This window comes from Sphingobium chungbukense, from assembly GCF_001005725.1.
GTDB lineage: Bacteria > Pseudomonadota > Alphaproteobacteria > Sphingomonadales > Sphingomonadaceae > Sphingobium > Sphingobium chungbukense.
This window is the reverse complement of the sequence record NZ_LBIC01000001.1, coordinates 85,398-107,945: the sequence shown is the minus strand read 5'-3', so window position 1 is coordinate 107,945 and position 22,548 is coordinate 85,398. Positions and strand designations below refer to the sequence as shown.

The 22,548-nt window shown below is 60.1% G+C and carries 15 protein-coding genes and 1 pseudogene; 6 read left to right on the top strand and 10 right to left on the bottom strand.

The features are described 5' to 3' along the window. The first annotated feature begins 89 nt into the window (after positions 1-89). Positions 90-503, top strand: coding sequence for a DUF2513 domain-containing protein (locus YP76_RS00565; RefSeq protein WP_232307409.1), 414 nt, complete (start codon positions 90-92; stop codon positions 501-503). A gap of 281 nt (positions 504-784) precedes the next feature. Here the strand turns inward: YP76_RS00565 and YP76_RS00555 are convergent, their stop codons facing one another. From YP76_RS00555 to YP76_RS00525, 7 genes are all read right to left on the bottom strand, one after another. Then, positions 785-2,863 carry an OB-fold nucleic acid binding domain-containing protein gene (locus tag YP76_RS00555; protein WP_046761691.1) on the bottom strand — a complete coding sequence of 693 codons (2,079 nt, stop codon included), beginning with the start codon at positions 2,861-2,863 and terminating at the stop codon, positions 785-787. Then, complete coding sequence (locus YP76_RS00550) at positions 2,863-4,419, bottom strand: DUF6504 family protein (RefSeq protein ID WP_052757278.1); 1,557 nt, start codon at positions 4,417-4,419, stop codon at positions 2,863-2,865. Before YP76_RS00550 ends, YP76_RS00555 begins: the two co-directional genes overlap by 1 nt. 178 nt (positions 4,420-4,597) lie before the next feature. After that, positions 4,598-5,374 (bottom strand): ImuA family protein, encoded by a 777-nt coding sequence (locus YP76_RS00545; RefSeq protein ID WP_046761690.1) that lies wholly within the window; start codon positions 5,372-5,374, stop codon positions 4,598-4,600. A 178-nt stretch (positions 5,375-5,552) separates the two neighbouring features. After that, positions 5,553-6,791, bottom strand: coding sequence for a hypothetical protein (locus tag YP76_RS00540; RefSeq protein ID WP_046761689.1), 1,239 nt, complete (start codon positions 6,789-6,791; stop codon positions 5,553-5,555). A gap of 2 nt (positions 6,792-6,793) precedes the next feature. Beyond that, the gene (locus tag YP76_RS00535; RefSeq protein WP_046761688.1) at positions 6,794-7,282 is read right to left on the bottom strand and encodes a hypothetical protein; all 489 of its coding nucleotides are present in this window, start codon (positions 7,280-7,282) and stop codon (positions 6,794-6,796) included. A 2-nt stretch (positions 7,283-7,284) separates the two neighbouring features. Further along, on the bottom strand, positions 7,285-9,624 hold the full coding sequence (locus YP76_RS00530) for a hypothetical protein (RefSeq protein ID WP_157035627.1): 2,340 nt from the start codon (positions 9,622-9,624) through the stop codon (positions 7,285-7,287). Continuing rightward, on the bottom strand, positions 9,618-11,645 hold the full coding sequence (locus tag YP76_RS00525; protein WP_157035626.1) for a hypothetical protein: 2,028 nt from the start codon (positions 11,643-11,645) through the stop codon (positions 9,618-9,620). The genes YP76_RS00530 and YP76_RS00525 overlap by 7 nt, the downstream gene beginning before the upstream one ends. Before the next feature lie 583 nt (positions 11,646-12,228). Here YP76_RS00525 and YP76_RS00520 point away from each other — a divergent pair. Continuing rightward, a pseudogene (locus YP76_RS00520) lies at positions 12,229-13,506 on the top strand (YifB family Mg chelatase-like AAA ATPase); the annotation flags it as partial. Positions 13,507-13,674: 168 nt separating this feature from the next. On the opposite strand, the gene YP76_RS00515 reads toward YP76_RS00520, so the two are convergent. The 3 genes from YP76_RS00515 to YP76_RS00505 all read right to left on the bottom strand — a co-directional run bounded on the left by YP76_RS00515 (position 13,675) and on the right by YP76_RS00505 (position 17,730). Further along, complete coding sequence (locus YP76_RS00515) at positions 13,675-14,103, bottom strand: bactofilin family protein (RefSeq protein ID WP_046761685.1); 429 nt, start codon at positions 14,101-14,103, stop codon at positions 13,675-13,677. Then, positions 14,042-15,262 carry a M23 family metallopeptidase gene (locus YP76_RS00510; protein ID WP_046761684.1) on the bottom strand — a complete coding sequence of 407 codons (1,221 nt, stop codon included), beginning with the start codon at positions 15,260-15,262 and terminating at the stop codon, positions 14,042-14,044. The genes YP76_RS00515 and YP76_RS00510 overlap by 62 nt, the downstream gene beginning before the upstream one ends. Positions 15,263-15,426: 164 nt before the next feature. After that, positions 15,427-17,730, bottom strand: a complete 2,304-nt coding sequence (locus tag YP76_RS00505; protein ID WP_157035625.1) for a putative bifunctional diguanylate cyclase/phosphodiesterase — start codon at positions 17,728-17,730, stop codon at positions 15,427-15,429. A gap of 357 nt (positions 17,731-18,087) precedes the next feature. Between YP76_RS00505 and rpsL the strand changes: the two genes are divergently transcribed. The 4 genes from rpsL to tuf all read left to right on the top strand — a co-directional run bounded on the left by rpsL (position 18,088) and on the right by tuf (position 22,494). Further along, positions 18,088-18,459 carry a 30S ribosomal protein S12 gene (gene rpsL / locus YP76_RS00500; protein WP_007686591.1) on the top strand — a complete coding sequence of 124 codons (372 nt, stop codon included), beginning with the start codon at positions 18,088-18,090 and terminating at the stop codon, positions 18,457-18,459. A gap of 13 nt (positions 18,460-18,472) precedes the next feature. Beyond that, positions 18,473-18,943: a 30S ribosomal protein S7 gene (gene rpsG / locus YP76_RS00495; protein WP_037464411.1), complete on the top strand. Its 471-nt coding sequence runs from the start codon at positions 18,473-18,475 to the stop codon at positions 18,941-18,943. A gap of 153 nt (positions 18,944-19,096) precedes the next feature. After that, positions 19,097-21,169, top strand: coding sequence for an elongation factor G (gene fusA / locus YP76_RS00490; protein WP_046761682.1), 2,073 nt, complete (start codon positions 19,097-19,099; stop codon positions 21,167-21,169). 134 nt (positions 21,170-21,303) lie between these two features. Continuing rightward, positions 21,304-22,494, top strand: coding sequence for an elongation factor Tu (gene tuf / locus YP76_RS00485; protein ID WP_046761681.1), 1,191 nt, complete (start codon positions 21,304-21,306; stop codon positions 22,492-22,494). Positions 22,495-22,548 lie beyond the last annotated feature (54 nt).

Genomic DNA, 22,548 nt, shown 5'->3' with positions numbered 1-22,548 from the left:
GCACGACAGAGCGATCTGGGATATTCACCCGGCATAGGCGGTTGGCACGCTAGGCGCTATGCCTCCGCTACCGCCAAACAGGAGTGAAAATGCCCGGCCCGATGAAACGTGACATGGATCTGATCCGCTCTCTCCTTCTGGAGATTGAGGGTGGCAAGCGCGTCTTCCATGTCATCAGTCACGAGATCGCTGAAATGATTGGCGTCGATCCGGCACAGGCCACTGAACCTGAAGAGGCTGACCGGCTCGACTACCACCTCGGCTTGCTGCGCGACGCAGAATTCGTCGAGTTCTATCGCGGCGGTGGCGGAGACCGGCAGGTTGAGCGGATCACCTGGAACGGTCATGAATTTCTCGACACTGTCCGCGATGGTGAAATTTGGCGGCGTACCAAGGATGGGGCAAAGAAGGTCGGAGGCGCGAGCATTTCGCTCATGTTGGACATGGCGAAAGCCTACGGGAAGCATGTAGCCAGCGAGCGACTTGGGATCTCGTTCGAATGATCAGGACTGCTCAGTCCGACGCCGTACCCATCCTCGTTCTGCCGCTTCGAAGCTGACGGACGATTCCGTTATATGCTGCGTGCATGCCTTGGCTTCGCCCAATCTCATGGTCGGAGCCGGCCGCCTCCCAGAACGACAACAGCCATTCATCCGGGCAGCGTCCACGCAGCACCCATAGAGCCAAGGCAACACCGCGCGTCTGCACCTTGGCCCGGGCAGCTGTAGCCTCGCGTAAGACGTTCAGGGCCCGGTCGATGGTGCCTGAGGTCCGCGCGTCCGCGTCAGTGGAAGTCATGGCTACGGATACGCACCAGTTCTTCTTGCTCCTGGATGCTGCCCAACGGCGCCGACGCCAATGTGCGCCCGCGCGGGAAGCCGGGATCGCGTGGGTCCGGGCCGCCGCCATGTGATGCACCATCTCCCCGACCAGGCGTCACGGTGAAATCCATGCTGCCTATCGAGCGGAGCATATCGTCATGATCCATGATGCGATCGCAGATGACGTGAATGACTTCGCCTTCCTTCTGAAGTCGCCCCCGCATGGCGATCATAGAGGCCGACATGATCTGGCGGCGGTAGATTTCGAACTTGTTGGGCCACAGGATACCCTGAGCGACGCCGGTTTCGTCTTCGATCGTGACAAACAAGACACCCTTGGCTGATCCTGGGCGCTGGCGAACGAGAATAACGCCGGCGACCTCGATGTTGCGGCCATCCCGAATGGACGGGAGATCGGCGCAGCGTACGATCCGCATGCGGTCCAGCTCGGGCCGGAGAAATTGAAGGGGATGACCGCGCAGGGATAGCTGGAGCGACCGGTAGTCCTCGACCACATCTCTGCCGGCGGTCATCCGCCTGCGCGCCGGCTCGATCGGCACAAGGTCGTCGAGCCGATCCTGCGTCAGCACAAAGCCGCCGGGATGCTGAGACAGATGGCGCGGCGTGCCGATGAGCTGGCGGGCTAAATCCAGGGTTAGCTTGAGCCGGTGATCGTCGGCGTTGAGGTTCAGGCTCTCGATCTGCTCCTTCGGGATGCCATCCATAGACCAGCCCCAAACCAGGCCTGTGAGCATTTTCGTCAGGTCACGTGGCAGGCCGAGTGCCTTGCCAACTTCAGCGACAGCGCCGCGCGTCCGGTAACGGGCCACCACTGCGGTCAGCGCCGAGCGGTCGCGTCCGTAGGTCTCGTAAATCCACTGGATTATCTCCTCTCGGCGCTCATGTTCGAAATCAACGTCGATATCGGGCGGCTCCCGTCGCTCACCTGACACGAAGCGCTCAAACAGGAGCTCATGCTGGATTGGGTCGATCGACGTGATGCCCAGCAGGTAGCAAACGCAGCTGTTCGCGGCGGATCCGCGTCCTTGGCATAAGATGCCGCGCCGCCTGCTTTCAGCCACGATGGAATTCACTGTCAGGAAGTACGGCGCATATCCAAGCTGATCGATGAGGCCGAGCTCATGATTGATCTGATCGCGATAGCGCTTGGGCACGCCGTCCGGAAACTTTGCCTCAGCCGCACTTTCGGTCAGCGAGGCCAGTGCCTGTTGGGCGGTCCGCCCTTCCAGCACCTGCTCATAGGGGTACTGGTATTGAATTTCGCCCAGGTCGAAGGTGCACTGGTGCGCGATGTCTGCCGTGGCACGAATGGCATCCGGGAAAGCGCGGAAGCGCCGCTCCATCTCCTCAGGCGACTTGAGATTACGGTCCATGAACCGCTCACGGCGAAAGCCCAGCGTATCAATCGTGCAGTGCTCGCGGATCGCGCTGACCACGTCCTGTAAAGGGCGGCGCTCAGGTTCATGATAAAGAACATCACCGGTCGCGACTGCCCGGACCCCGGCGCTGCGCGCGGCGGCATCAAGCCTGTGCAGCCGTTCGGCATCGTCAGGGCGCCGGCGGAGCGACAGCGCACAATAGCCGCGCTTGCCAAAGACGCGGCGCAGGTCTTGCAGGTGAGCGAGCGTGGTTTCGCCCGGCATATCCGGCAGCAGGATGCCGACCAAATCGTCGGCGTGGGCAGCGATGTCCGCCCATTCCAGAATACACTTGCCTTTGCCTCCACGTCCCTTCCCGAGGGAAAGCAGGCGCGTCAGGCGGGACCAAGCGTTTCGGGTGCGGGGGTAAAGCAGCAGCGCGCGGCCATCGGTGAGTTCGACGCGAGCACCGGGAATCATGCGGACGCCAGTCGTCTTCTGGCCATCCCAGCCACGCACAACGCCTGCGACGGTATTCCAGTCAGCTAGACCCATCGCCCCATGACCAAGCAAGGCGGCGGCCGCGAACAGCTCCTCGGGCGAGGAGGCGCCACGCAGGAATGAAAAATGGCTGACGACCTGGAGCTCGACATAGGTCCCCATCAGCCGAACATCCCATGCATGTACCAGCTGAGGTCGCCCGTCGGGGCATCAACGCCATCGCCGCGGCGAAAGAGCCAGAAGCGCTGGCCGCCTTCAGCCTCAACACGGAAGTAATCGCGAACGGCCCACATCTCTTGAGTGTTTCGCCACCACTCACCGTGAACCCTCTCTGGCCCGTCGCCGGCAACAACGCGATAATCCTGCCGTCGCCAGGTGAAGCGACGCGGCGGATGATCAGGCAGCAATGCCACCACGTTCGATAGTCGTTCAGGACGCTTGAGCAGGCGCGCTGGTCGTTTCCAGCCTGGCCAACCCTTTGGAGTCGCGAGGGGCGCCAGGCGGCGCATCGCTCGTTCCGGTACATCGCTCTCCTGAGATGACAGGCGAAACAAGGCTGAGGGACCTGCGCGGCTTGTGAGTTGATCGACCAACGGCGCAAGATCCCGCTCCTTTCTGGATGTCTCGAGCAATGCGCCAGCACTCATGGCGCCGAGGGGTTCATGATGGGGAACTGTGAGATGCATCACTTCGATGCCAAGGCCGGGGTCCAGCCCATCCATCTTCAAAGCGAACATGCGTTTGAGATGCCGACCGTCGCGGGTGGCCCGGGACGCACCGATGGCAAGGTGCTGAGCTTCACCATCCACGCGGTCAGCCTTCAAGCGCACGATTCGTGCACCAAGGCCACGGGTCTGCAGAAGAGTTACGAGATCATCGACAAGGTCGCTTATCACCTGTGCGATGCTCTCCGGAGTGCCGATTGGTTCGAGCAGTCGGAGCGTGACGACCGGAGCTTGCGTCGGCACCACTGGGACAATCGGCTCAGCAAGGCTCCCGCGAGCTTGGTCGAGGCGCTCGACCGTCCGCAGCCCAAGGCGACGCGCCAAAGGCCCGCGTGGCATCGGGTAAAGATCAGCGATCCGCTCCAATCCGAAGCGCGACGCAGAAAGCAGCGCCTCGGGGGCAAGGCGAAGTGCAGCCAGAGGCATGTCCGCAATCGCTTGGGTTTCCCTTCCAGATTCTAGGAGCGTGACCGCTTCATTGCCGAAGCGAGCCAGCGCATGGGCCGCGCCTGGGGTTCCGGCGATGGCGATCCGCGCGGTCAAACCGAGCCGTTCGAGGAACCGGAGCAACCGCTGACAGAAGCGGGCCTCACCGCCGAATAGGTGAGTCGTGCCGGTGAGATCGAACCATAGTCCGTCCGGCCCCGATACGCTGGCAGTCGGCGTCCACTGCCGTGCTGCATGGAGTGCCAGGCGCTCCAACATAGCCGCGTCCGCTTCTGGCTCGGCGTCACGAACATCAAGATCGGCCACAAGCGCACGGGCATGTGCTGCAGCCATGCCGGGTCGCAGCCCGAAATCCAGCGCCGCGGGGCAGGCTGACACGATGGTTTCCCGCTGCCCGGTGCGCGTGATCAGCACGGTCGGTCGCCCCCAAAGAGACGCCCAGGTCGGCGCCGCCGAAATGACTGCCGAACCTGATCCAGCATCGTCAGCCCGCATAGCCTTGAATGGATGTTCGGCATGTTCGCTTCGCCGTCCCATCTCACGCATCGTTGGCCGTTGATGTGCAGGGAGCGCATCGATATCCGACTGCGATGGCCGCTGGAGTAGTGCGCCATCGCGCGCCCAGCGCGCACCGGGTCGCCAGCCTCCTCCTCGTGGGACTGAGCAGGCGCCAGGGTCGTCGTCGATCGGCGGAGCGAAGCGCGGCACGGCCGCGTAGCTGGCCTCAGGCTGCTTTGCTGGTCGCTCGTTCCTGCGCAACCGCTCTATCGGCAACTGCGGCAGGAAGAGCGAGGCGACCCGTAGCATCGCACGCCTCCAGTTCGAGGGAGAAGGGATTGCCATTGCGCTGGCGGACCAGGTCGATCTGCCAGCGAGGTCGCCCCACGCCTTGCCAAGGCGTACGCTCTGAGGCTGCGCTACCGATCCGCCAACGTGTCATGGCTGCGGACGGCGTCGACAGCGGGCATCGCCCGCGCGAACGATGCCTTCGGTACAGCAACATAGGGGTTTGACCGTCTGCGGCAGCAAGCTGCAGCCGGCGCGTGGCCGTCATGTCGGCCGCCTTCACCTCGGCGATTACGCAGGCCAAAGATCCATCGCGTAATGCGTCTTCGGCCATAGCAAGCACTTCAGCGTCTTTTCGGCCCTGGCCATACAGAACCTTTTCAGGCCCGAGGCCGACCTGCTCGAGACCGGGGGCATAGAGGTCAAAGGCAGTGACTGCCCACAGCATGGTGAAGTCGGGTTGATCGCAGAAGCGCGCCGCTATTCCAGCGAGAAACAGGGTGGCTGCTGCATCGTCGGTAAGCTGTTCGGAAGCTGCCGCAATCTCGTGAAGCCCACCGGCATCAAGGCCGTGATCAGAAAGTCGTTCGTCGATCGCCGGCAGCCCGAAACTCAGCACAGGTCCTCGATGCGCGCGTGCGATCGCCAGATCGACGCGAAGCGCGGCGAGCAACTCGGCTGAAGGCCGAGGCGTGGAGGGTTGCAGGGTAGACATGGCTCAATCATCGACTCACTTGTTCGCCATATGTTCTATTGCATGGGGCATTTCGTCAACTGAGTCGCGACGGGTCGATCTGATGTCCCCTCAGGGAATGCTAAGGCTGATCGCGTCGATGATCCCCAAGGGAACAAATGAACCAAGATCGCGAAAATACGATTAGCGAGTTTCTCTTCTATCTTTCGTAGTGATCAATTACTTCCTCCTCAATGGAGTCCATAATTCTCGCCATATTTACATACGGCCTCATAGTTGCAAAATCATTGTGACCATACTTATCCGCCAGCGCGACCTCTATTGCCACATTGTCGAATAATTTTCCTGCCCTTTTATTGGCTTTGACCATGTCTAAGGCGTCCTGTGTGATTCGATGTCGCCGCAAGTCATGCCCACTTCCATCCAAGTTTGAATTGTTGAAACGCCTCTTAACAATGTCGGCTATGGTGCTTGATAAAAGCCCTTCACCTGTTTTTAGACTAATAAACAGGTGAACTTTCGACCGATATGAGGAAGAGCCTTTCTTCTTCCATCTGTCATGATATTTCCAAAGGAAATCGAGCGTTTGATATATGACGTCGAAATTGAGCATAACGTCGCGAGATTTGCTGAATTTCTCAACCACATTGATTTGTACGCCATGGCTGCCAAATTCAGCTAACTCAGCGACTTTGCGACGCACCTGCGCTCGCCCTGCTTTGTCTGTGGCATATTTGAGGATGTTTCCATATTTCGGAATTATTCCTACCTTGGAAAGCGCTGCGCTGAACGATGAGACGCGAATGTCAGAGATGCCAATAGCTCTTAACCCGCACTCTTTTTCATAAGCCACAATCAATCCATCGCGCTCATTTATAAAGTTCTGAGGAAGATTCGCTATATCGTTTACGAGAGTATCGACTGTCTCGTCGCTCAAGAAAGTTATACTCTTGCGCGCTTTCTCAGGATCGCGTTCGCCTCCTCCCTGGAGCGGAGGCGAATATCTTGGCTTTCCAAATTCTGATGCATCTGTGGGCAACGAAATGCTTTCGAAAATCGATAACGCCTGGCGCTTATATTCGCTGTGCTCGTAAAGGTATTTATACCATCTCCATACAACTCGATTCTTCCGACTGAGCCTCTTTTTGCCAAGTTTCTGGTTTTTCATCCAGTCGATGTAATTTTGATCAGTGGCCTGATACCACCATAGGCCGTTGCGCCTAAGATAGTTGCACCAATCAATAATAATGTAGGCTATGCCTCGAACAGTTTTATTGTGACTGGATCTCCATTTCGTCAGTTCGCGGATAAAGGCCTGCGCTTCGGGAAAAATGCCGATTGCGGGATCCACGATGAAAAAACTCACGGCGCCGTCATGCACTACTCGCTGCAAGCGCAACGGGCTATTCTTCGGAATGAATGGCGTGACTGTCCCCACGACTAAATCTCCGTCGCCGTTGGCAATATAATCTCAAGGCCATGGCCGCGTAGGCTCTTGTTTGCCCTCTCGAGGTCATTCAGTGCCTTTCTCAGCTGCTTGCGAAGATTTTCCACATTCACAAGGAGACTCTCATTCTGAAGCATGAGAACCTTGTTCTCCGAGCGCAGGGATATTTCTTGCTTCTTACTTTCGCTAAGATTTCGACCCGTGCGTTTGTGTGGAATAATACGGTCGATCTTCTGGCGAACGTCGTGCCACCGCTTCGCTAAGTCAGGGTACCTGCCGTTCTCCGAATGAACATTTTCACTCGTCCAAGCTGTGAAGCCGCGTTCTTCATCCTCCCAAGATGCCAAATCTTTCAGAAACTTCATATCACGAATGAATTCTGGAATCGTGCCGCTTCGTGCCGTTGCTTCGAGAAATTCGATCTTCAGGCGAAACGACTTTCCGTTCTTTCCTTCACGAAGTTGCGCAGGCTCAGAGCTCATATCTAGCTCTTAGGGTCCGGGTGACAGCGCTTGAGGACGCCATCGATCATCGCGGCTCGCTGAGCGGCAATTTCCCGCAAAAAAGGTAAAAGGGCGTGCTCGCGCTCATGCTCCTCATGCTCCAAGGCATTCGCCCACCAGCGCCTGTTGCACTGAAGTTGCATGTTGTGAACGCAGAGCCCGCAAGCACTCTCAGTCGCGAACTCAATAACAGGACCACTAGGGGCGGGCGCATTCGGATACGCCTCTTTCCAGGAACGAACGCAGTTGGCCGTAGCCAAATCCTGCGTCTTTCCAGTGCACTTGCACAAGCCATGGCCCGCGGGGTGAGGCTCGAACGACATCGGCTTGACCATCACGCGCAACACATTGTTCAATGTGGGGCGATCAAGATCTTCTCCTGGGCCCAAGTTGATCTGGGCCTTGTAGTCGTCGACGTGCTTTTTCGCGTCGTTTACGATCGTGGTGCCGCCGAACCCGGTGAGGTAGCCCTCGCCGGTGATGGCATCGCGAACTATGGACAAGCGAAATTGCAGCCCGCATTCCTCAAAGTCTTTCAAACGGTCTTGGGCGAAATTATCTACCCTCCGTTCGGCGCGCTTTCTGCGTTCAGCACTCTCCCCCTGACGCGTGACAACCGTCCCGTAGGCAATCTCGGTGATGTAGCCTCTGGTCCGGGTAGGATTGAAGTGGCGGTAGAAATCGCTGAGCGCGACGAGGCTGGGATAATGAAACCGGTGAAAGTACGTCATACCGAAGAAGCGCCGGTATTCGATCGGTTTCGGAATCCAGCGCTTGCCATCAATAAGCGGCACACCAACGAATTCGGCAAAGCGGTCGAGGCCGTCGTAGAAACGGTAGGCAGGATTGCTTGCTTGCGAACCTTCCCCAACGACCACAAATTCAGCGAAATCCAAAATCCAGGCACTTTCTGAGCTAAGGCGGCCCTCCTCGGATAGCCATAGCAACACATCGACCGCCTTCTTCACTGTGGTAGGGACGGGAATTTTGTCCATTTCATGGAGATTCTTCGAAATCCAAGTCTCTAGCCAAAACTCACCATCTACGGTCGAAATACAATCGGCCTTTAGTGAGCCCATCTCCTCTTTTCGGCGGGCAGCGAACGCAGCGATAACCACCAATGCCGCCGTAGCGAGCAACTCAAATAAGACCGGACGCAGCGCCGGTCGGTATTCACTGACATTCGTTGTCCAACCAGGTGCCGCGAAGTAAGACGGGTGGATCGGCCACCAACTGCCCGGCGCCGTGGTGTATTTGTCCCGATCCTCTCTTAGCCGCTCATTGAAAGCCGCTTCTGTGGGCCGCCAATGATTGAGCGCCTCGTACTTTTTAATAGTTTCATCGAGATCATTAGTAAAATCTCGAATCTCATCAAAATACGTTGTGATCCAGGTTATTGCTTGATTGACGAGAAAGCAGGCCTGATATGCTGGTGTGGTAAAAGATCGCTCCGCAGCGACACGGCAGATCGATTTAGCAATCTTCGAGATGCCATCCTCGCCTTCAAACGGCTCGAATTTGATCGGATCATGGGTAAGATATTTTCGATAATAGAATAGTAACTGCGGCGCAGTCAGGAATGATATTATCCGATTCTCCGAAAGCGCACCTTCCTCGATTTCGTTGACCAGATCATCTTCCTCATCGTCTTGGCCCGCGCCTTTGCGAGGTTGGATTGAAAGGCCTTGTCCGCGGATGAAGTCATCCAAATCATGCGAAACGGATGCCGGAAGACTCCGTGTGTGAGGTGCGCCGAGCGCATTGGCGAGCGGCTCTTTCCGGGCGTACTTCTTGTTCCCTTTGCAATAGAAGGGAATTTCGAACTCACCCGTCTCAATTTTCTGGATGAGTTCTCCGAGCCGCTGCCGATATGGGGGCAATCCGACGATGCCGCCGACTTCCAGGTCTTTAACGAGGTCATCAATATCGTCCTTAGTGAGCTCCGCGTTGCGCTCAATCCCGCGGGCGTGCCTCCAGCGGACAAAGGCAAAGTAGTTCCTGTTGTTTATAGGGATGGTCGCGCCGGAGTCATATCTTGCGTCATTGCCAGTGAGGCCGCGAAAAGCGAGGAGCTTCGCTGTAATCAAATCGATCTCTAGATCGATTGACCTGACGCCAGGGGCAATTACAACGTCGAATTTGACAGTGACGTCACCTTTGCGGACATTGCCACCGTGTGTGCGGACAATCCATTCATTGTCGAGAGGCGAGTCGTTCACCATCCAGCTAGGCTTCGGCAATGCTCCAATAATGCGATCGTGATCGCTCTTTTGGGTGCGAGTTGAGCGAGTCTTCTTCGCGGCGGCAACTGCTTTTACCATGGGACAAAAATCCTTAGCTTGCCGGATGAAATTCCTTGCTCGGCCGAGGTCAAGGCGCGCTTAAGCGCCACCTTGTACTTGCTCTGCTCAAGACGAGCGGCGGTGGCGGTCACGAGCGCCAAGCCGGGCATCCACTTGTTTTTCCAACGGTCCGGATTGGCGACAAGGAAGCGCTCTTCATCGGCTTCGAGCCCCTTCTTGACGAGGATTAGCGCTACTAAGTCTTCGTGGGTCGGCTCGAACGTGAGGAAGCTCTCAAGGCTGTCGGGGACAAGTTCGACCTCGGGCGTCGCGGCGATGGCTGAGGTCTTGGCAGCGCTGGCATCGAATAAAATTTCATCAAGACCGTTTTGAATAGCCTCCTCGGCCCTGCCGACAATCGTCTCAGCGTCAACACCGAGTTGAACGACTCTCGATATGTCGGTGACCAAAATGGCAGCCTCGAGCTGATTCTGGAAATTCCGAATAAGTGAGGCAAGTGCCTGACGATATTCAGCGCTACTTAAGTACGAACCAAATGTTGTGGCGGCGCTGTTATGGTTTGCAATCGAAACCACCACCTGACTGTCGAGGTGCTTTGAGTTTCTGATCGCGAGATAAGTTGGCCTGATATTTTGCCTGGTAAATTCAATTCCCCCGAGTATCGGGTCGTCTGCCAATTCATCTCGGAACAGATTTATTTGTGATTTCGCGACAGTCCCAGCGAAGGTCTGTATTACCCCGCAATGGCCCGAACCTTTGCCGCAAATCCACAGATATCGGTGTGCGTCGTCGCTCTGCGACCTAGCTCGACAACGCATCCGCAAGGACATTTCCTGCCACATCGTGATTGCGGATTTGGTGGACAACTTAAATCCAGGCACATTCAATAGCGCCTCAGCCCCCTCAGCGGGTACAACGCTAAAGACAGTTTTTGCTTCGGGTCGCGTCTTGGTTACCTGATTCACGAGCAGGTTGACGCTTCCACGGCGAAACTCGCCATCGAAAGGTTCTGCAGCCAAATCCGTGGCTGGCTGCACATTTAAACCGGTGTCGATCATGACGACCAACTGGCCACAAAGAAGCGCGCGCTTCGTCCCGTTGAGATGAGAATTAATGAACGATCCGCCGCCACATGCCCTAATAAGGCAATCTAGGCCGTACGAACCATCTGGATCTCTTAAGGTCGGCACTGCACCGTTGGTGGTGTGATCAAGATAAGTCAGTAAGTTGGCTAATCGAAGTTCTGGATCATTTTTTGGAAACACTTCATCGATTAGTTCGCCCTCGGACTTATTAACACCGTATGCGGTCAAGCTTTTGACAGCTTGGGTGATAGTGGCGAAATCACTAATATCACTTCGCGCCAAGAGTTTCTTGCCAGTCTCAAAGATCTCGAACTCCTCGATAAGCCCATCCTCTGCGATACGCCGCAGTTGCGCCATTCGCACCTTCGATGCCTCAACGCTTCTGGCGTATGCGTCTGCCCCCTCGAACACGACCTTGGATCGGCCAGGCCCTAATTGACCTAAAGCTGGAATGTGCCTTGTACCGCGCCTCATACGCCTGATCGGCGGCATCAACGGCCAAAGCTCATAAGGTGCTAGCCGCCGTAATGTGGCCGACACCGCATCTAAATGTGTGGAGCGGTAAGTCTCATCGTCTGAATCCAGGATTGATAAATCGCCAAGATCGCGGATGATATCGCCATATGTTTCAGCCACTTCAGTCATGTCGACTTCTGAGGGGCAGACCCTAGTCGACAATTGCTCGTGTACCCGTCCCGCAGCGCTCAGCGGGGCAGCGAGAGCCTGTCTTGCGACCCAAGTTAAAAACAGACGCAATCCGAGATTGCGTTTGGCGTTTCCTGAGGGGGCATTCGAATAAAATTCTTCGGCAAAATAAATTATCAGCGGAAATACGAAATCAGAACCAAACAGCGGTGTTAGTTGGCCGAATTCGTAGAATGATCCGCCGAATCTAATGGATTGTCCAGGAACTGACTCAGTCTGATGCGGATCGGTCGTTTGCTCATTGAGCATCGACCATCGTCTCATACATTCTTTCTTAGTAAGCTTTTCAAAAGGCACTACTCTATCCAGTCAATTCGGCGACTGCCATAGTGCTTCTGCACGATCGGCTTCGTCGCGTCATTACAAAAACTGAGCATTGATAGACATTGTACTGGATTAAATCAACACGAAATTAATACTATAATAGTGAATGCGAAATAGGACATAGATAAATGAAGTAATAATCGAATTACGTATTATTTAACGTCCAATTCAATTGGACGTCATGTCCGATTGTGGTTGCCGCAATTCAGAGAAATAGCCTGCTCACGGAGGCGTAATCATCGGACGTCGCGCATTACCGATTGGACGTCCAAAAAAGGGGGGCGGAGAGAAAATTTTTGTGACTACGCTCTCATGCAGGATTGCCGGAAGACGCCCCGCTGAATCCGATTCGCCATCGGCTTTGTTCATCAGCAGGTACGCTCGTGAGCCTTACGGCCACCGCCTCAACACGAACTTTCTCGGGCGCCGATTGGGGCGGCTCGTTGCCCCGATCCGGCTAACCCTTCCAGGATCTGAAGTGGCAGGTTTCCATCAATACGTGAATAGATCGCATTTCGATCTCCCCATCGCTCTCGCCCTGCTGGGCGCGATGGGGGTGATCGATGCCGAAACGCTGTCGGGCTATGTCGTCGTCGGGGAACTGGGGCTGGATGGCCGTATCGCGCCGACGCCGGGCGTGCTGCTTGCGGCGCTTCATGCCGGGGAGCGTGAACTGGGCCTGGTCTGCCCGGTTGCGCAGGGGAGCGAAGCGGCCTGGGCGGGGCAGGTGGAAGTCGTTGCCGCGCCCGACCTGCTTGGCCTGCTCAACCATTTCAAGGGCACCGCCGCCCTCACGCCGCCGCAGCCGGGAGCGGTGGAGCCGCCGCTGCGCGCCGTCGATCTCAAACAGGTCAAGGGTCAGGAGACGGCCAAGCGGGCGCTGGAGATCGCGGCGGCGGGCGGGCATAATCTCCTGATGGTCGGCCCTCCCGGCGCGGGCAAGTCGCTGATGGCGAGCTGCATGCCGGGGATATTGCCGGAACTGACACCGGCGGAAGCGCTCGAAACGTCGATGGTCGCCAGTGTGGCGGGAACGCTGGAGGGCGGCCGGATCAGCCGGGCGCGGCCCTTCCGCAACCCGCATCACAGCGCGTCGATGGCGGCCTTGGTCGGCGGTGGGCACAAGGCGCGGCCGGGCGAGGTCAGCATGGCGCATCTGGGCGTGCTGTTCCTTGACGAACTGCCCGAATTCCAGCGCACGGTGCTCGATTCGCTGCGCCAGCCGCTGGAGACGGGGGAAGTTACGGTGGCGCGTGCCAATGCGCATGTGACCTTTCCCGCGCGGGTGCAGCTGGTGGCGGCCATGAATCCGTGCCGTTGCGGTCATCTGGGCGACCCGGCGCTGGCCTGCTCCAGGGCGCCGCGCTGCGCGGCGGATTATCAGGCCAAGGTGTCGGGGCCGCTGCTCGATCGCATCGACTTGCATGTCGAGGTGCAGGCGGTGACCGCGGCCGACCTGGTGTTGCCGCCGCCCGCCGAGGGATCGGCCGAGGTGGCGGCGCGGGTGGCGGCCGCGCGGGATGTGCAGACGCGGCGCTATGCCGGGACGGCTGCGCGCACCAATGCCGAGGTGGACGGCGACCGGCTGGAGGATGTCGCCGGGCCGGACCAGGCGGGGTGCGAATTGCTGGCGCAGGCGGCTGCGGCGATGAAGCTGTCGGCGCGGGGCTATACGCGGGTGTTGCGGGTGGCGCGGACGATCGCGGACCTGGCCGGGTCCGAACGGGTCGGCCGGGTGCATGTGGCGGAGGCGCTCAGCTATCGACGGCGGGCGCCGGTCAACTGATCGGGCTGGATCGGGTGGTTAGCTGCCACTCAAACTCGTCATCCCAGCGAAGGCTGGGATCTCAGGCGAGAGGGGACAGCCCAGCCTCACGAGATCCCAGCCTTCGCTGGGATGACGAATTGTTGAAGTCCGCTTCTGGCCAAAACCGGCCGCAGACCAGGCTAATCCTTAGCCCGCGCTGTCGTTGGCGATCAGTTTGAGTTCGCCCGGCGCGACCGGACCGTTGTCCTTGTGGGTGAAGCGGCCCTCGATACGGCTGCCGGGCGCGATCGAGATATTGTCATAGACGACATCGCCGGTGATGCGGGCGCTGCTTTCGATCACCAGTTCCTGCGCCGTGATCGATCCGTCGACCAGGCCTGCGAGCCGTGCGCTTTTCGCCGTGACATGGCCGGTGATGCGGCTGTCCGGCCCCTGTACCAGCGCGGCACAACCGATGTCGCCTTCGACCACGCCGTCGACATGCAGGTCGACGCTCGCGGTCAGATTGCCGGTGATCGTCACATCGCTGCCGATCAGGGAAAAGGGGGTGTTCTTAGCCCCGGTCGCCGACACCGGCGAGGCGGGCCGAGGCGATCTGCTGGATTTGGAGAACATCTTTGCGGGCCTCCAGGAAGCGGCGAGGGTTGATGGGGTTGCCGTTCACGCGCACTTCGAAATGCAGATGCGTGCCGGTCGAGCGGCCGGTCGAGCCCATTCGGGCGATCCTGTCGCCGCGCGCCACCTTCTGACCGACATGGGAGGCAAAGCCGGACAGATGTGCATAGCGGGTCATGATGCCGTTGCCATGATCGACCTCGACCACATTGCCATAGCCGCTGCGCTGGCCGACATAGCTGACCTTGCCGTCGGCGGCGGCGAGGATCGGCTGGCCGTAGCTGCCCGGGAAATCCAGCCCCGCATGGAAGGCGGCATGGCCGTTGAACGGGTCGCTGCGATAGCCGTAGCTGCTGCTGAGCATCGGGGTCGCGGTGGGCTTGCCCGAAGGGATGGCGAGCAGGCTGGCTTCCAGAAATTCCATGCGGGACAGCGCCTTGGCGAGCTTTTCGAACTCGCCGGGCATGGCATCCTGTCCTTCCCATGGGACGAAGGGACCACCCTGGGCCCGCGCGGCGCTGCGGGCGAGGGCATCGGGGTTGAGGCCGAAGCTGCGGATCGCGGCGGCGGCCTTTTCCGCACGCTGTTGCACGGCGCCGGTCAGCAGCGCTGCGAACCGGCGCTGGCGGGCGTCGATCTGGAGCAGTGGAGCCGCCTCCGGGGCGGCGCTGATCCGGGTGCTGAGCCGGTGCGCACCGGCTTTGCCATCGGCCTGTCCATTGGCCTGTGTCGTCCTGTCGGGCTTGCCGACCACATCCTGGGCAGGGGTTGCGTCTTCCTTGCCGAAATGGGTGCGGTAGAGGTCGTCCATGAAATCCTGCCGTTCTTCCAGCTCATGGGCGAGCCGGTCGACCGACTGACGATAGGTCGCGACCTTGTTGGCGCTGCTGGCGACGGCCTTGCCCTCGGCGCTGAGCGCTGCGCGATCTCGCTCCATCCTTGCATTGCCGACGGCCATGGACAGGGTCAGGCCGGTCCAGCCGATCACCGCGGTGGACAGGAGACCGGCGGCGGCAAGCTGCGCCCGGCGGGAAATACGGATGAACTTCACCTGGCCGCCTGAGCGCAGGAAAATCTCCCGCTCCGGGCACAGGCTTGCGCACCGGGCAGCGATCCTGGCCCAGAGGGTGGCGACCCCCTTCTTGCTCTGTTGCGACAATTGCGACCCCGCGTGCGTTTTTTAGTGAAGGGGGCGCTAACAAAAGGAATCGAGTCGCGCGAATCCGCGTCGGCGGAGTCGTGACGAGTCGAAGGATGAACGGGACGAAACGTGGAAGCTGAATTTTGGTTCCGGCCGGTCGCAAAAATTCTTGCGCGGGATTGCTATGCGGGGCGGACCGCCTTCGCCGACGGGCTCAGTCCCAGCATTTCGGGCACTTGCGACGCGGGTGCCGCCGCGCCGAAATGGAAGCCCTGACCGAAATGGCAGCCGCCTGCGCGCAGATAGTCGAGTTGGCGCACATTCTCGACGCCTTCGGCCACGGTGCGGATACCCAGGCTATAGGCGAGGTTGAGCACCGTCCGTACGATCGCGGCGTCATCGGGATCGGTTTCCAGATCGCGCACGAAGCACTGGTCGATCTTGATGATGTCGATCGGGAACTGCTTGAGGTGCGACAGGGAGGCATAGCCCGTTCCGAAATCATCGAGCGCGATCGAGACGCCCGCCGCGCTCAGGCGATGCAGGCTGCGTTCCACCACTTCGGCATTGCGGCCGAGGAAGACGGATTCGGTGACCTCCAGCTCGATCCGGTTGGGCGGGACGCCCGTGGCTTCCAGCGCGTCGAGCAGCCGGTCGGGGAAGCTGCCGTCATGCAGTTCGACACCGGGCACGTTGATCGCGACATGGCCGAAATCTAGGCCCTGGTCCTGCCACATGCGGCAATCGGCCAGCACCTGGGCCAGCATCCGTTCGGTAATCACGCGACCCAGTTCGGAATGTTCGAAGGCGGCGGCGATCTCGCCCGGCATGATGATCGATCCGTTCGGGCGGACGCAGCGCAGCAGCGCTTCGAACCCGATGACCCGGTTCGTGGAGAGGTCAACCTTGGGCTGATACCAGGGCGCGGGCGGAGAGTGGACCAGCGCGTCGCGCGCGCGTTCCAGCATCCGCGCATCGCGCTGCCAGCGCACCAGCAGGCCCGGTTCGAAGAGGCAGGCCCGGCCCCGGCCGCCGTTTTTCGCTTCATAGAGAGCGATGTCGGCATGTTTCATGAGGTCGGCCATGTTGCCCGCATGTTCGGGGAACAGCGCGACCCCCATGGAGACGCGGCAGTCGATGTCACGGGTGCCGTGGCTGAGCGGCTGGTGGAGCTGCTCGGTCATGCGCGCCAATATGGCATCGAGGTCGGACGCGATACGCAGCCGGGTCAGCAGCACCGCGAATTCGTCGCCACCCATGCGCGCGACCAGATCGCCGGGCCGCACCGCATCGCGGAGCCGTTCGGCGACGGCGCAGAGCAGGGCGTCGCCTGCATCATGGCCGGCGCTGTCGTTGATCCGTTTGAATTCGTCGACATCGATCAACACGACGGCCATCTGCCCGCCCGAACGGCTGGTGGCGGCGGAGGCCTGGGTCAGCATCGCCATGAAATGCGACCGGTTGGCAAGGCCGGTCAGCGCATCTGTCATGGCCAGATGGGCGAGATGACGCTCCGCCTCCTTGCGGGCGGTGATGTCGACGATGCTGGAGAGGATGCAATCCTCCCCCCCGATCACGATCGGGCGGGAGGCCAGCAGCACATCATGCACGGCGCCGTCGCCACTGACGATGCGGCATTCGAGATTGTCGACTTCCTGTCCGGCGGCGATGCGGTCGCGCAGGTTCGTCCCGCAGCCCGATGGTGGCGCGGCGCCTTCTTCGCTCAGCAACGGGACGCTGGAAAGGTCGCCATAGGCGCCGAAAGTGCGGACGGCTGCGTCGTTGAAGCGCACGACCGAACCGTCCGGCCGCGTCACGAGCAGCGGGATCGGCACGCTCAGGAACATGCGCTCCAGCGTCTCGCTATTGGCGGCGAGCGCGGTGCGGGCGGTCTGGGCCATCTGGCTTGCCATCCATTCCTTGCGCTGGAGCCGGTTGGTTCGCGCGATCGCCATGCACATGCCGCAATGCAGGATCAGCACCGCCATGATCATGCCGGGCGCCGTGGGCGCGAAGGGGGCCGGGGCGAGATAGCCGACCAGCAGCAGCCCCGCGCAGCCCAGCCCGCCGCCGACATTGCCACGGAAGCTGGTGGGCACCACCAGATAGAAGATCAGCGGCAGCATCACGAGGACGAAGATCGCGATGTCGCTGCGCGAGGAAACGAGGAATGCGACACCGATGGCCGTCACGAGTTGCCAGGCGAAACAGATCCGCTCCACCGCCCGGAAATTGACCATATGGCGGGACAAGGACAGGCAGACGAGCGACCAGAGGACCACCGCGGTGCGAGCGGGAACGGCGATCCAGAAATGCGGCGTGCCGGCAAAGCGCCAGTCGCTGAAGAGGAAGAGGGCGTTGAGGATTGCCGACAGCAGGAAAAGCAACCGGGCGTGGCGTTGCGACTCGGGCAGTCGGTCGGCCTGAAAGGCGGCCTCCATGTCCGGGGCGTTGAATTCGCCGGTGATTGTTGAAAGCTGGGTCACATTCCATCCAAGCGCGCACCGTCGTGGCGGCATCGGTCCAGAATAGCTTCCCTGTTCTTATCAATTCCCTAACCCTGCCTTCACCATGTCGGACCGGGGACGGAACGAGTGCGGCCGGCACCGTCCTTGACCCACCGGGCAGGCATCGTTATAGGCGCGCCTGCTCAAAGGTCCGGGATGGATGGATTCGTCTGCCCAGAAACGGTCCTTGGGGCGCCAGAGCTGAACATTGCCGGTGCTCTTGCGGCTCCGGGCGGGTTTCCGCCGGGGCCTTTGCCGTTTGGAAGCGATTCGCTTTTTCAGGCTGCATGGAACGCGGGAATGCAGGTAAAGTAACTGAAAAAGGTGAAGGGCTTCATGCCAACGATCAACCAGCTGGTCCGCAAGGGCCGCGAGCTGCAGAAGACCAAGTCGAAGGTCCCTGCAATGGAAGCGAACCCGCAGAAGCGCGGCGTTTGCACCCGTGTCTACACGACGACCCCGAAGAAGCCGAACTCGGCACTTCGCAAGGTGGCGAAGGTGCGTCTGGTCAACCAGCGCGAAGTCATCACCTACATTCCCGGTGAAGGCCACAACCTTCAGGAGCACAGCGTCGTGCTGATCCGCGGCGGCCGCGTGCGCGACCTTCCCGGTGTGCGCTACCACGTGCTGCGCGGCGTTCTGGATACCCAGGGCGTCAAGGACCGTAAGCAGAGCCGTTCGAAGTACGGCGCGAAGCGTCCGAAGTAAGGGAGACTAGAATATGTCACGTCGTCGTCGCCCCGAAAAGCGCGTTATCCTGCCCGATCCCAAGTTCGGCGATATCGTGCTGTCGAAGTTCATGAACAGCATCATGCAGGACGGCAAGAAGGCCGTCGCCGAGTCCATCGTGTACGGTGCGCTCGAAACCGTCGAGACGAAGTCCAAGAAGGACCCGATCGCGATGTTCCATGACGCGCTGAACAATGTGAAGCCCGGCATCGAAGTCCGCAGCCGCCGCGTCGGCGGTGCGACCTATCAGGTCCCGGTCGAAGTGCGTCCCGAGCGCGCCCAGGCTCTGGCCATCCGCTGGCTGATCACGGCTTCGCGCAACCGCAGCGAAACCACCATGGCCGCCCGCCTGTCGGGTGAGCTGCTGGATGCCGCCAACAACCGCGGCAATGCCGTCAAGAAGCGCGAAGACACGCACCGCATGGCGGAAGCGAACCGCGCCTTCTCGCACTACCGCTGGTAATTCAGGGCGGGCGCTCAGGTGCCCGCCTTGTCATTTCAGGTTTCGAAGATCGGTCCGTTCGCCGTGGGGCTACCCATGGCGGACGGATTGGTTTAGGGGCCAGCCGCAAGACTCATTCACTCACCGCCGGCGCGCCGGCAACGGAGACGCATCATGGCCCGCAGCCATCCGCTCGAACGCTATCGCAATTTCGGTATCATGGCGCATATCGACGCCGGCAAGACCACCACGACCGAGCGCATCCTTTATTATACCGGCAAGTCCTACAAGATCGGCGAAGTCCATGAAGGCGCCGCCACCATGGACTGGATGGAGCAGGAGCAGGAGCGTGGCATCACCATCACCTCCGCGGCCACGACCTGCTTCTGGAAGGACCACCGCCTCAACATCATCGACACCCCCGGCCACGTCGACTTCACCATCGAAGTCGAGCGTTCGCTGCGCGTGCTCGACGGTGCGGTTGCCGCTTTCGACGGCGTCGCGGGCGTTGAGCCGCAGTCGGAAACCGTGTGGCGTCAGGCGGACAAGTACAAGGTCCCGCGGATGTGCTACATCAACAAGCTCGACCGCACCGGCGCCAATTTCTATTATTGCGTGCAGACCATCATCGACCGTCTGGGCGCCACTCCGGCCGTTCTCTATCTCCCCATCGGCGCGGAATCGGACTTTGTGGGTCTGGTCGACCTGGTGCACGACCGCGCCATCATCTGGAAGGATGAGAGCCTGGGTGCCGAGTTCGAATATATCGACATCCCGGCTGACCTCGCCGACAAGGCCGCCGAATATCGCGAAAAGCTGATCGAACTTGCCGTCGAGCAGGATGATGCCGCGATGGAAGCCTATCTGGAAGGCAATCTGCCCGACGTCGATACGCTCAAGAAGCTGATCCGCAAGGGTACGCTGGGTCATGCGTTCGTGCCGGTGCTGTGCGGTTCGTCGTTCAAGAACAAGGGCGTGCAGGCGCTGCTCGACGCAGTGGTCGACTATCTCCCTTCGCCGCTCGACATCGAAGATGTGCAGGGCATCAACCCGAACACCGAAGAGCCCGATAGCCGCGCCACGGCGGACGACGCGCCCTTCTCGGGCCTGGCGTTCAAGATCATGAACGACCCGTTCGTCGGTTCGCTGACCTTCCTGCGCATCTATTCGGGCACGCTGACCAAGGGCACGTACCTGAACTCGGTCAAGGACAAGAAGGAAAAGATCGGCCGCATGCTGCTGATGCATGCCAACAGCCGCGAAGATATCGACACCGCCTATGCCGGCGACATCGTCGCGCTGGCCGGCATGAAGGAAACCACCACCGGCGATACGCTGTGCGCCGAGCGCCAGCCGATCATCCTGGAGCGGATGGAATTCCCCGAGCCGGTCATCGAACTGTCGGTGGAGCCCAAGACCAAGGCCGACCAGGAAAAGATGGGCGTCGCGCTCAACCGCCTGGCCGCCGAGGACCCGTCCTTCCGCGTCACGACCGATCACGAGTCGGGCCAGACCATCATCAAGGGCATGGGCGAACTGCACCTCGAAATCCTCGTCGACCGCATGAAGCGCGAGTTCAAGGTCGAGGCGAATGTCGGTGCGCCGCAGGTGGCCTATCGCGAGTATCTCAAGAAGCCGGTCGACATCGACTATACCCACAAGAAGCAGTCGGGCGGCACCGGCCAGTTCGGCCGCATCAAGGTGAAGCTGACGCCGGGCGAGCGCGGCGCTGGCATCATCTTCAAGGACGAGATCAAGGGCGGCAACATTCCGAAGGAATATATCCCCGCCATTGAGAAGGGCATGCGCGAAACGGCGGCCACCGGCTCGCTCATCGGCTTCCCGATCATCGACTTCGAAATCCTGCTCTATGACGGCGCCTATCATGACGTCGACTCGTCGGCGCTGGCGTTCGAAATCACCGGCCGCGCCGCCATGCGCGAAGCGGCGCAGAAGTCGGGTATCACCCTGCTCGAGCCGGTCATGAAGGTCGAGGTCGTCACTCCGGAGGAATATCTGGGCGACGTCATCGGCGACATGAACAGCCGTCGTGGTCAGATCCAGGGCACCGATACCCGCGGCAACGCGCAGGTCGTCGAGGCGATGGTTCCGCTGGCCAACATGTTCGGCTACGTGAACTCGCTGCGGTCCTTCACGCAGGGTCGTGCGAACTATTCGATGATCTTCTCGCACTATGACGAAGTGCCGCAGAATGTAGCGGACGAGGTCAAGGCGAAGATGGCCTGAAGAATCCCGTGACCGAACCGGGCAACCGGTTCGGTTAGGGCTGGTAATCTGTAAATTTGCTGCTATGGACGCGCCTTCGCGAGGCGCGGCCGAGCGGTCAGACCAAAGCTGATTTGATTAGAAGGTAGGATAAAATGGCTAAGGCTAAGTTTGAGCGGAACAAGCCGCACTGCAACATCGGCACCATCGGTCACGTCGACCATGGCAAGACCTCGCTGACCGCGGCGATCACCAAGGTGCTCGCCGAAACCGGCGGCGCGACCTTCGTCGACTATGCCAACATCGACAAGGCTCCCGAAGAGCGCGAACGCGGCATCACCATCTCGACCGCGCACGTCGAGTATGAGACCGAAGCCCGTCACTACGCGCACGTCGACTGCCCGGGTCACGCCGACTACGTCAAGAACATGATCACCGGTGCGGCCCAGATGGACGGCGCGATCCTCGTCGTTTCGGCCACCGACGGCCCGATGCCGCAGACCCGTGAGCACATCCTGCTCGCCCGCCAGGTCGGCGTGCCGCAGCTCGTCGTGTTCATGAACAAGGTCGACCTCGTCGACGATCCGGAAATCCTGGAACTGGTCGAGCTGGAAATCCGCGAACTGCTGAGCAGCTATGACTTCGACGGCGACAACATCCCCGTCATCCCCGGCTCGGCCGTCAAGGCGCTGGATGGCACGAACGACGAAATCGGCAAGAACGCCGTTCTGAAGCTGATGGAAGCGGTCGACACCTTCATTCCGCAGCCGGAGCGTCCGATCGACAAGCCGTTCCTGATGCCGATCGAAGACGTGTTCTCGATCTCGGGCCGCGGCACCGTCGTGACCGGCCGCGTCGAAACCGGCATCGTCAAGGTTGGTGAAGAAGTCGAAATCGTCGGCATCAAGGACACCCGCAAGACCACCGTCACCGGCGTGGAAATGTTCCGCAAGCTGCTCGACGAAGGTCGTGCGGGCGACAATATCGGTGCGCTGATCCGTGGCGTGGGCCGTGAAGAAGTCGAGCGCGGTCAGGTTCTGGCCAAGCCCGGCACGATCACCCCGCACACCGAGTTCGACGCGGAAGTCTACGTCCTGTCGAAGGAAGAAGGCGGCCGTCATACCCCGTTCTTCGCGAACTATCGTCCGCAGTTCTACTTCCGCACCACCGACGTGACCGGCGAAGTGATCCTGCCCGAGGGCACCGAGATGGTCATGCCCGGCGACAATGTGAAGCTCGGCGTCAAGCTGATCGCCCCGATCGCCATGGACCAGGGTCTGCGCTTCGCCATCCGTGAAGGCGGCCGCACCGTTGGTGCAGGGGTTGTCGGCACGATCTCGAAGTAATATAGGACCGCAGCGGCGCGAATCGCCTGATTCGCGCCGCTGAGGATTTTAACC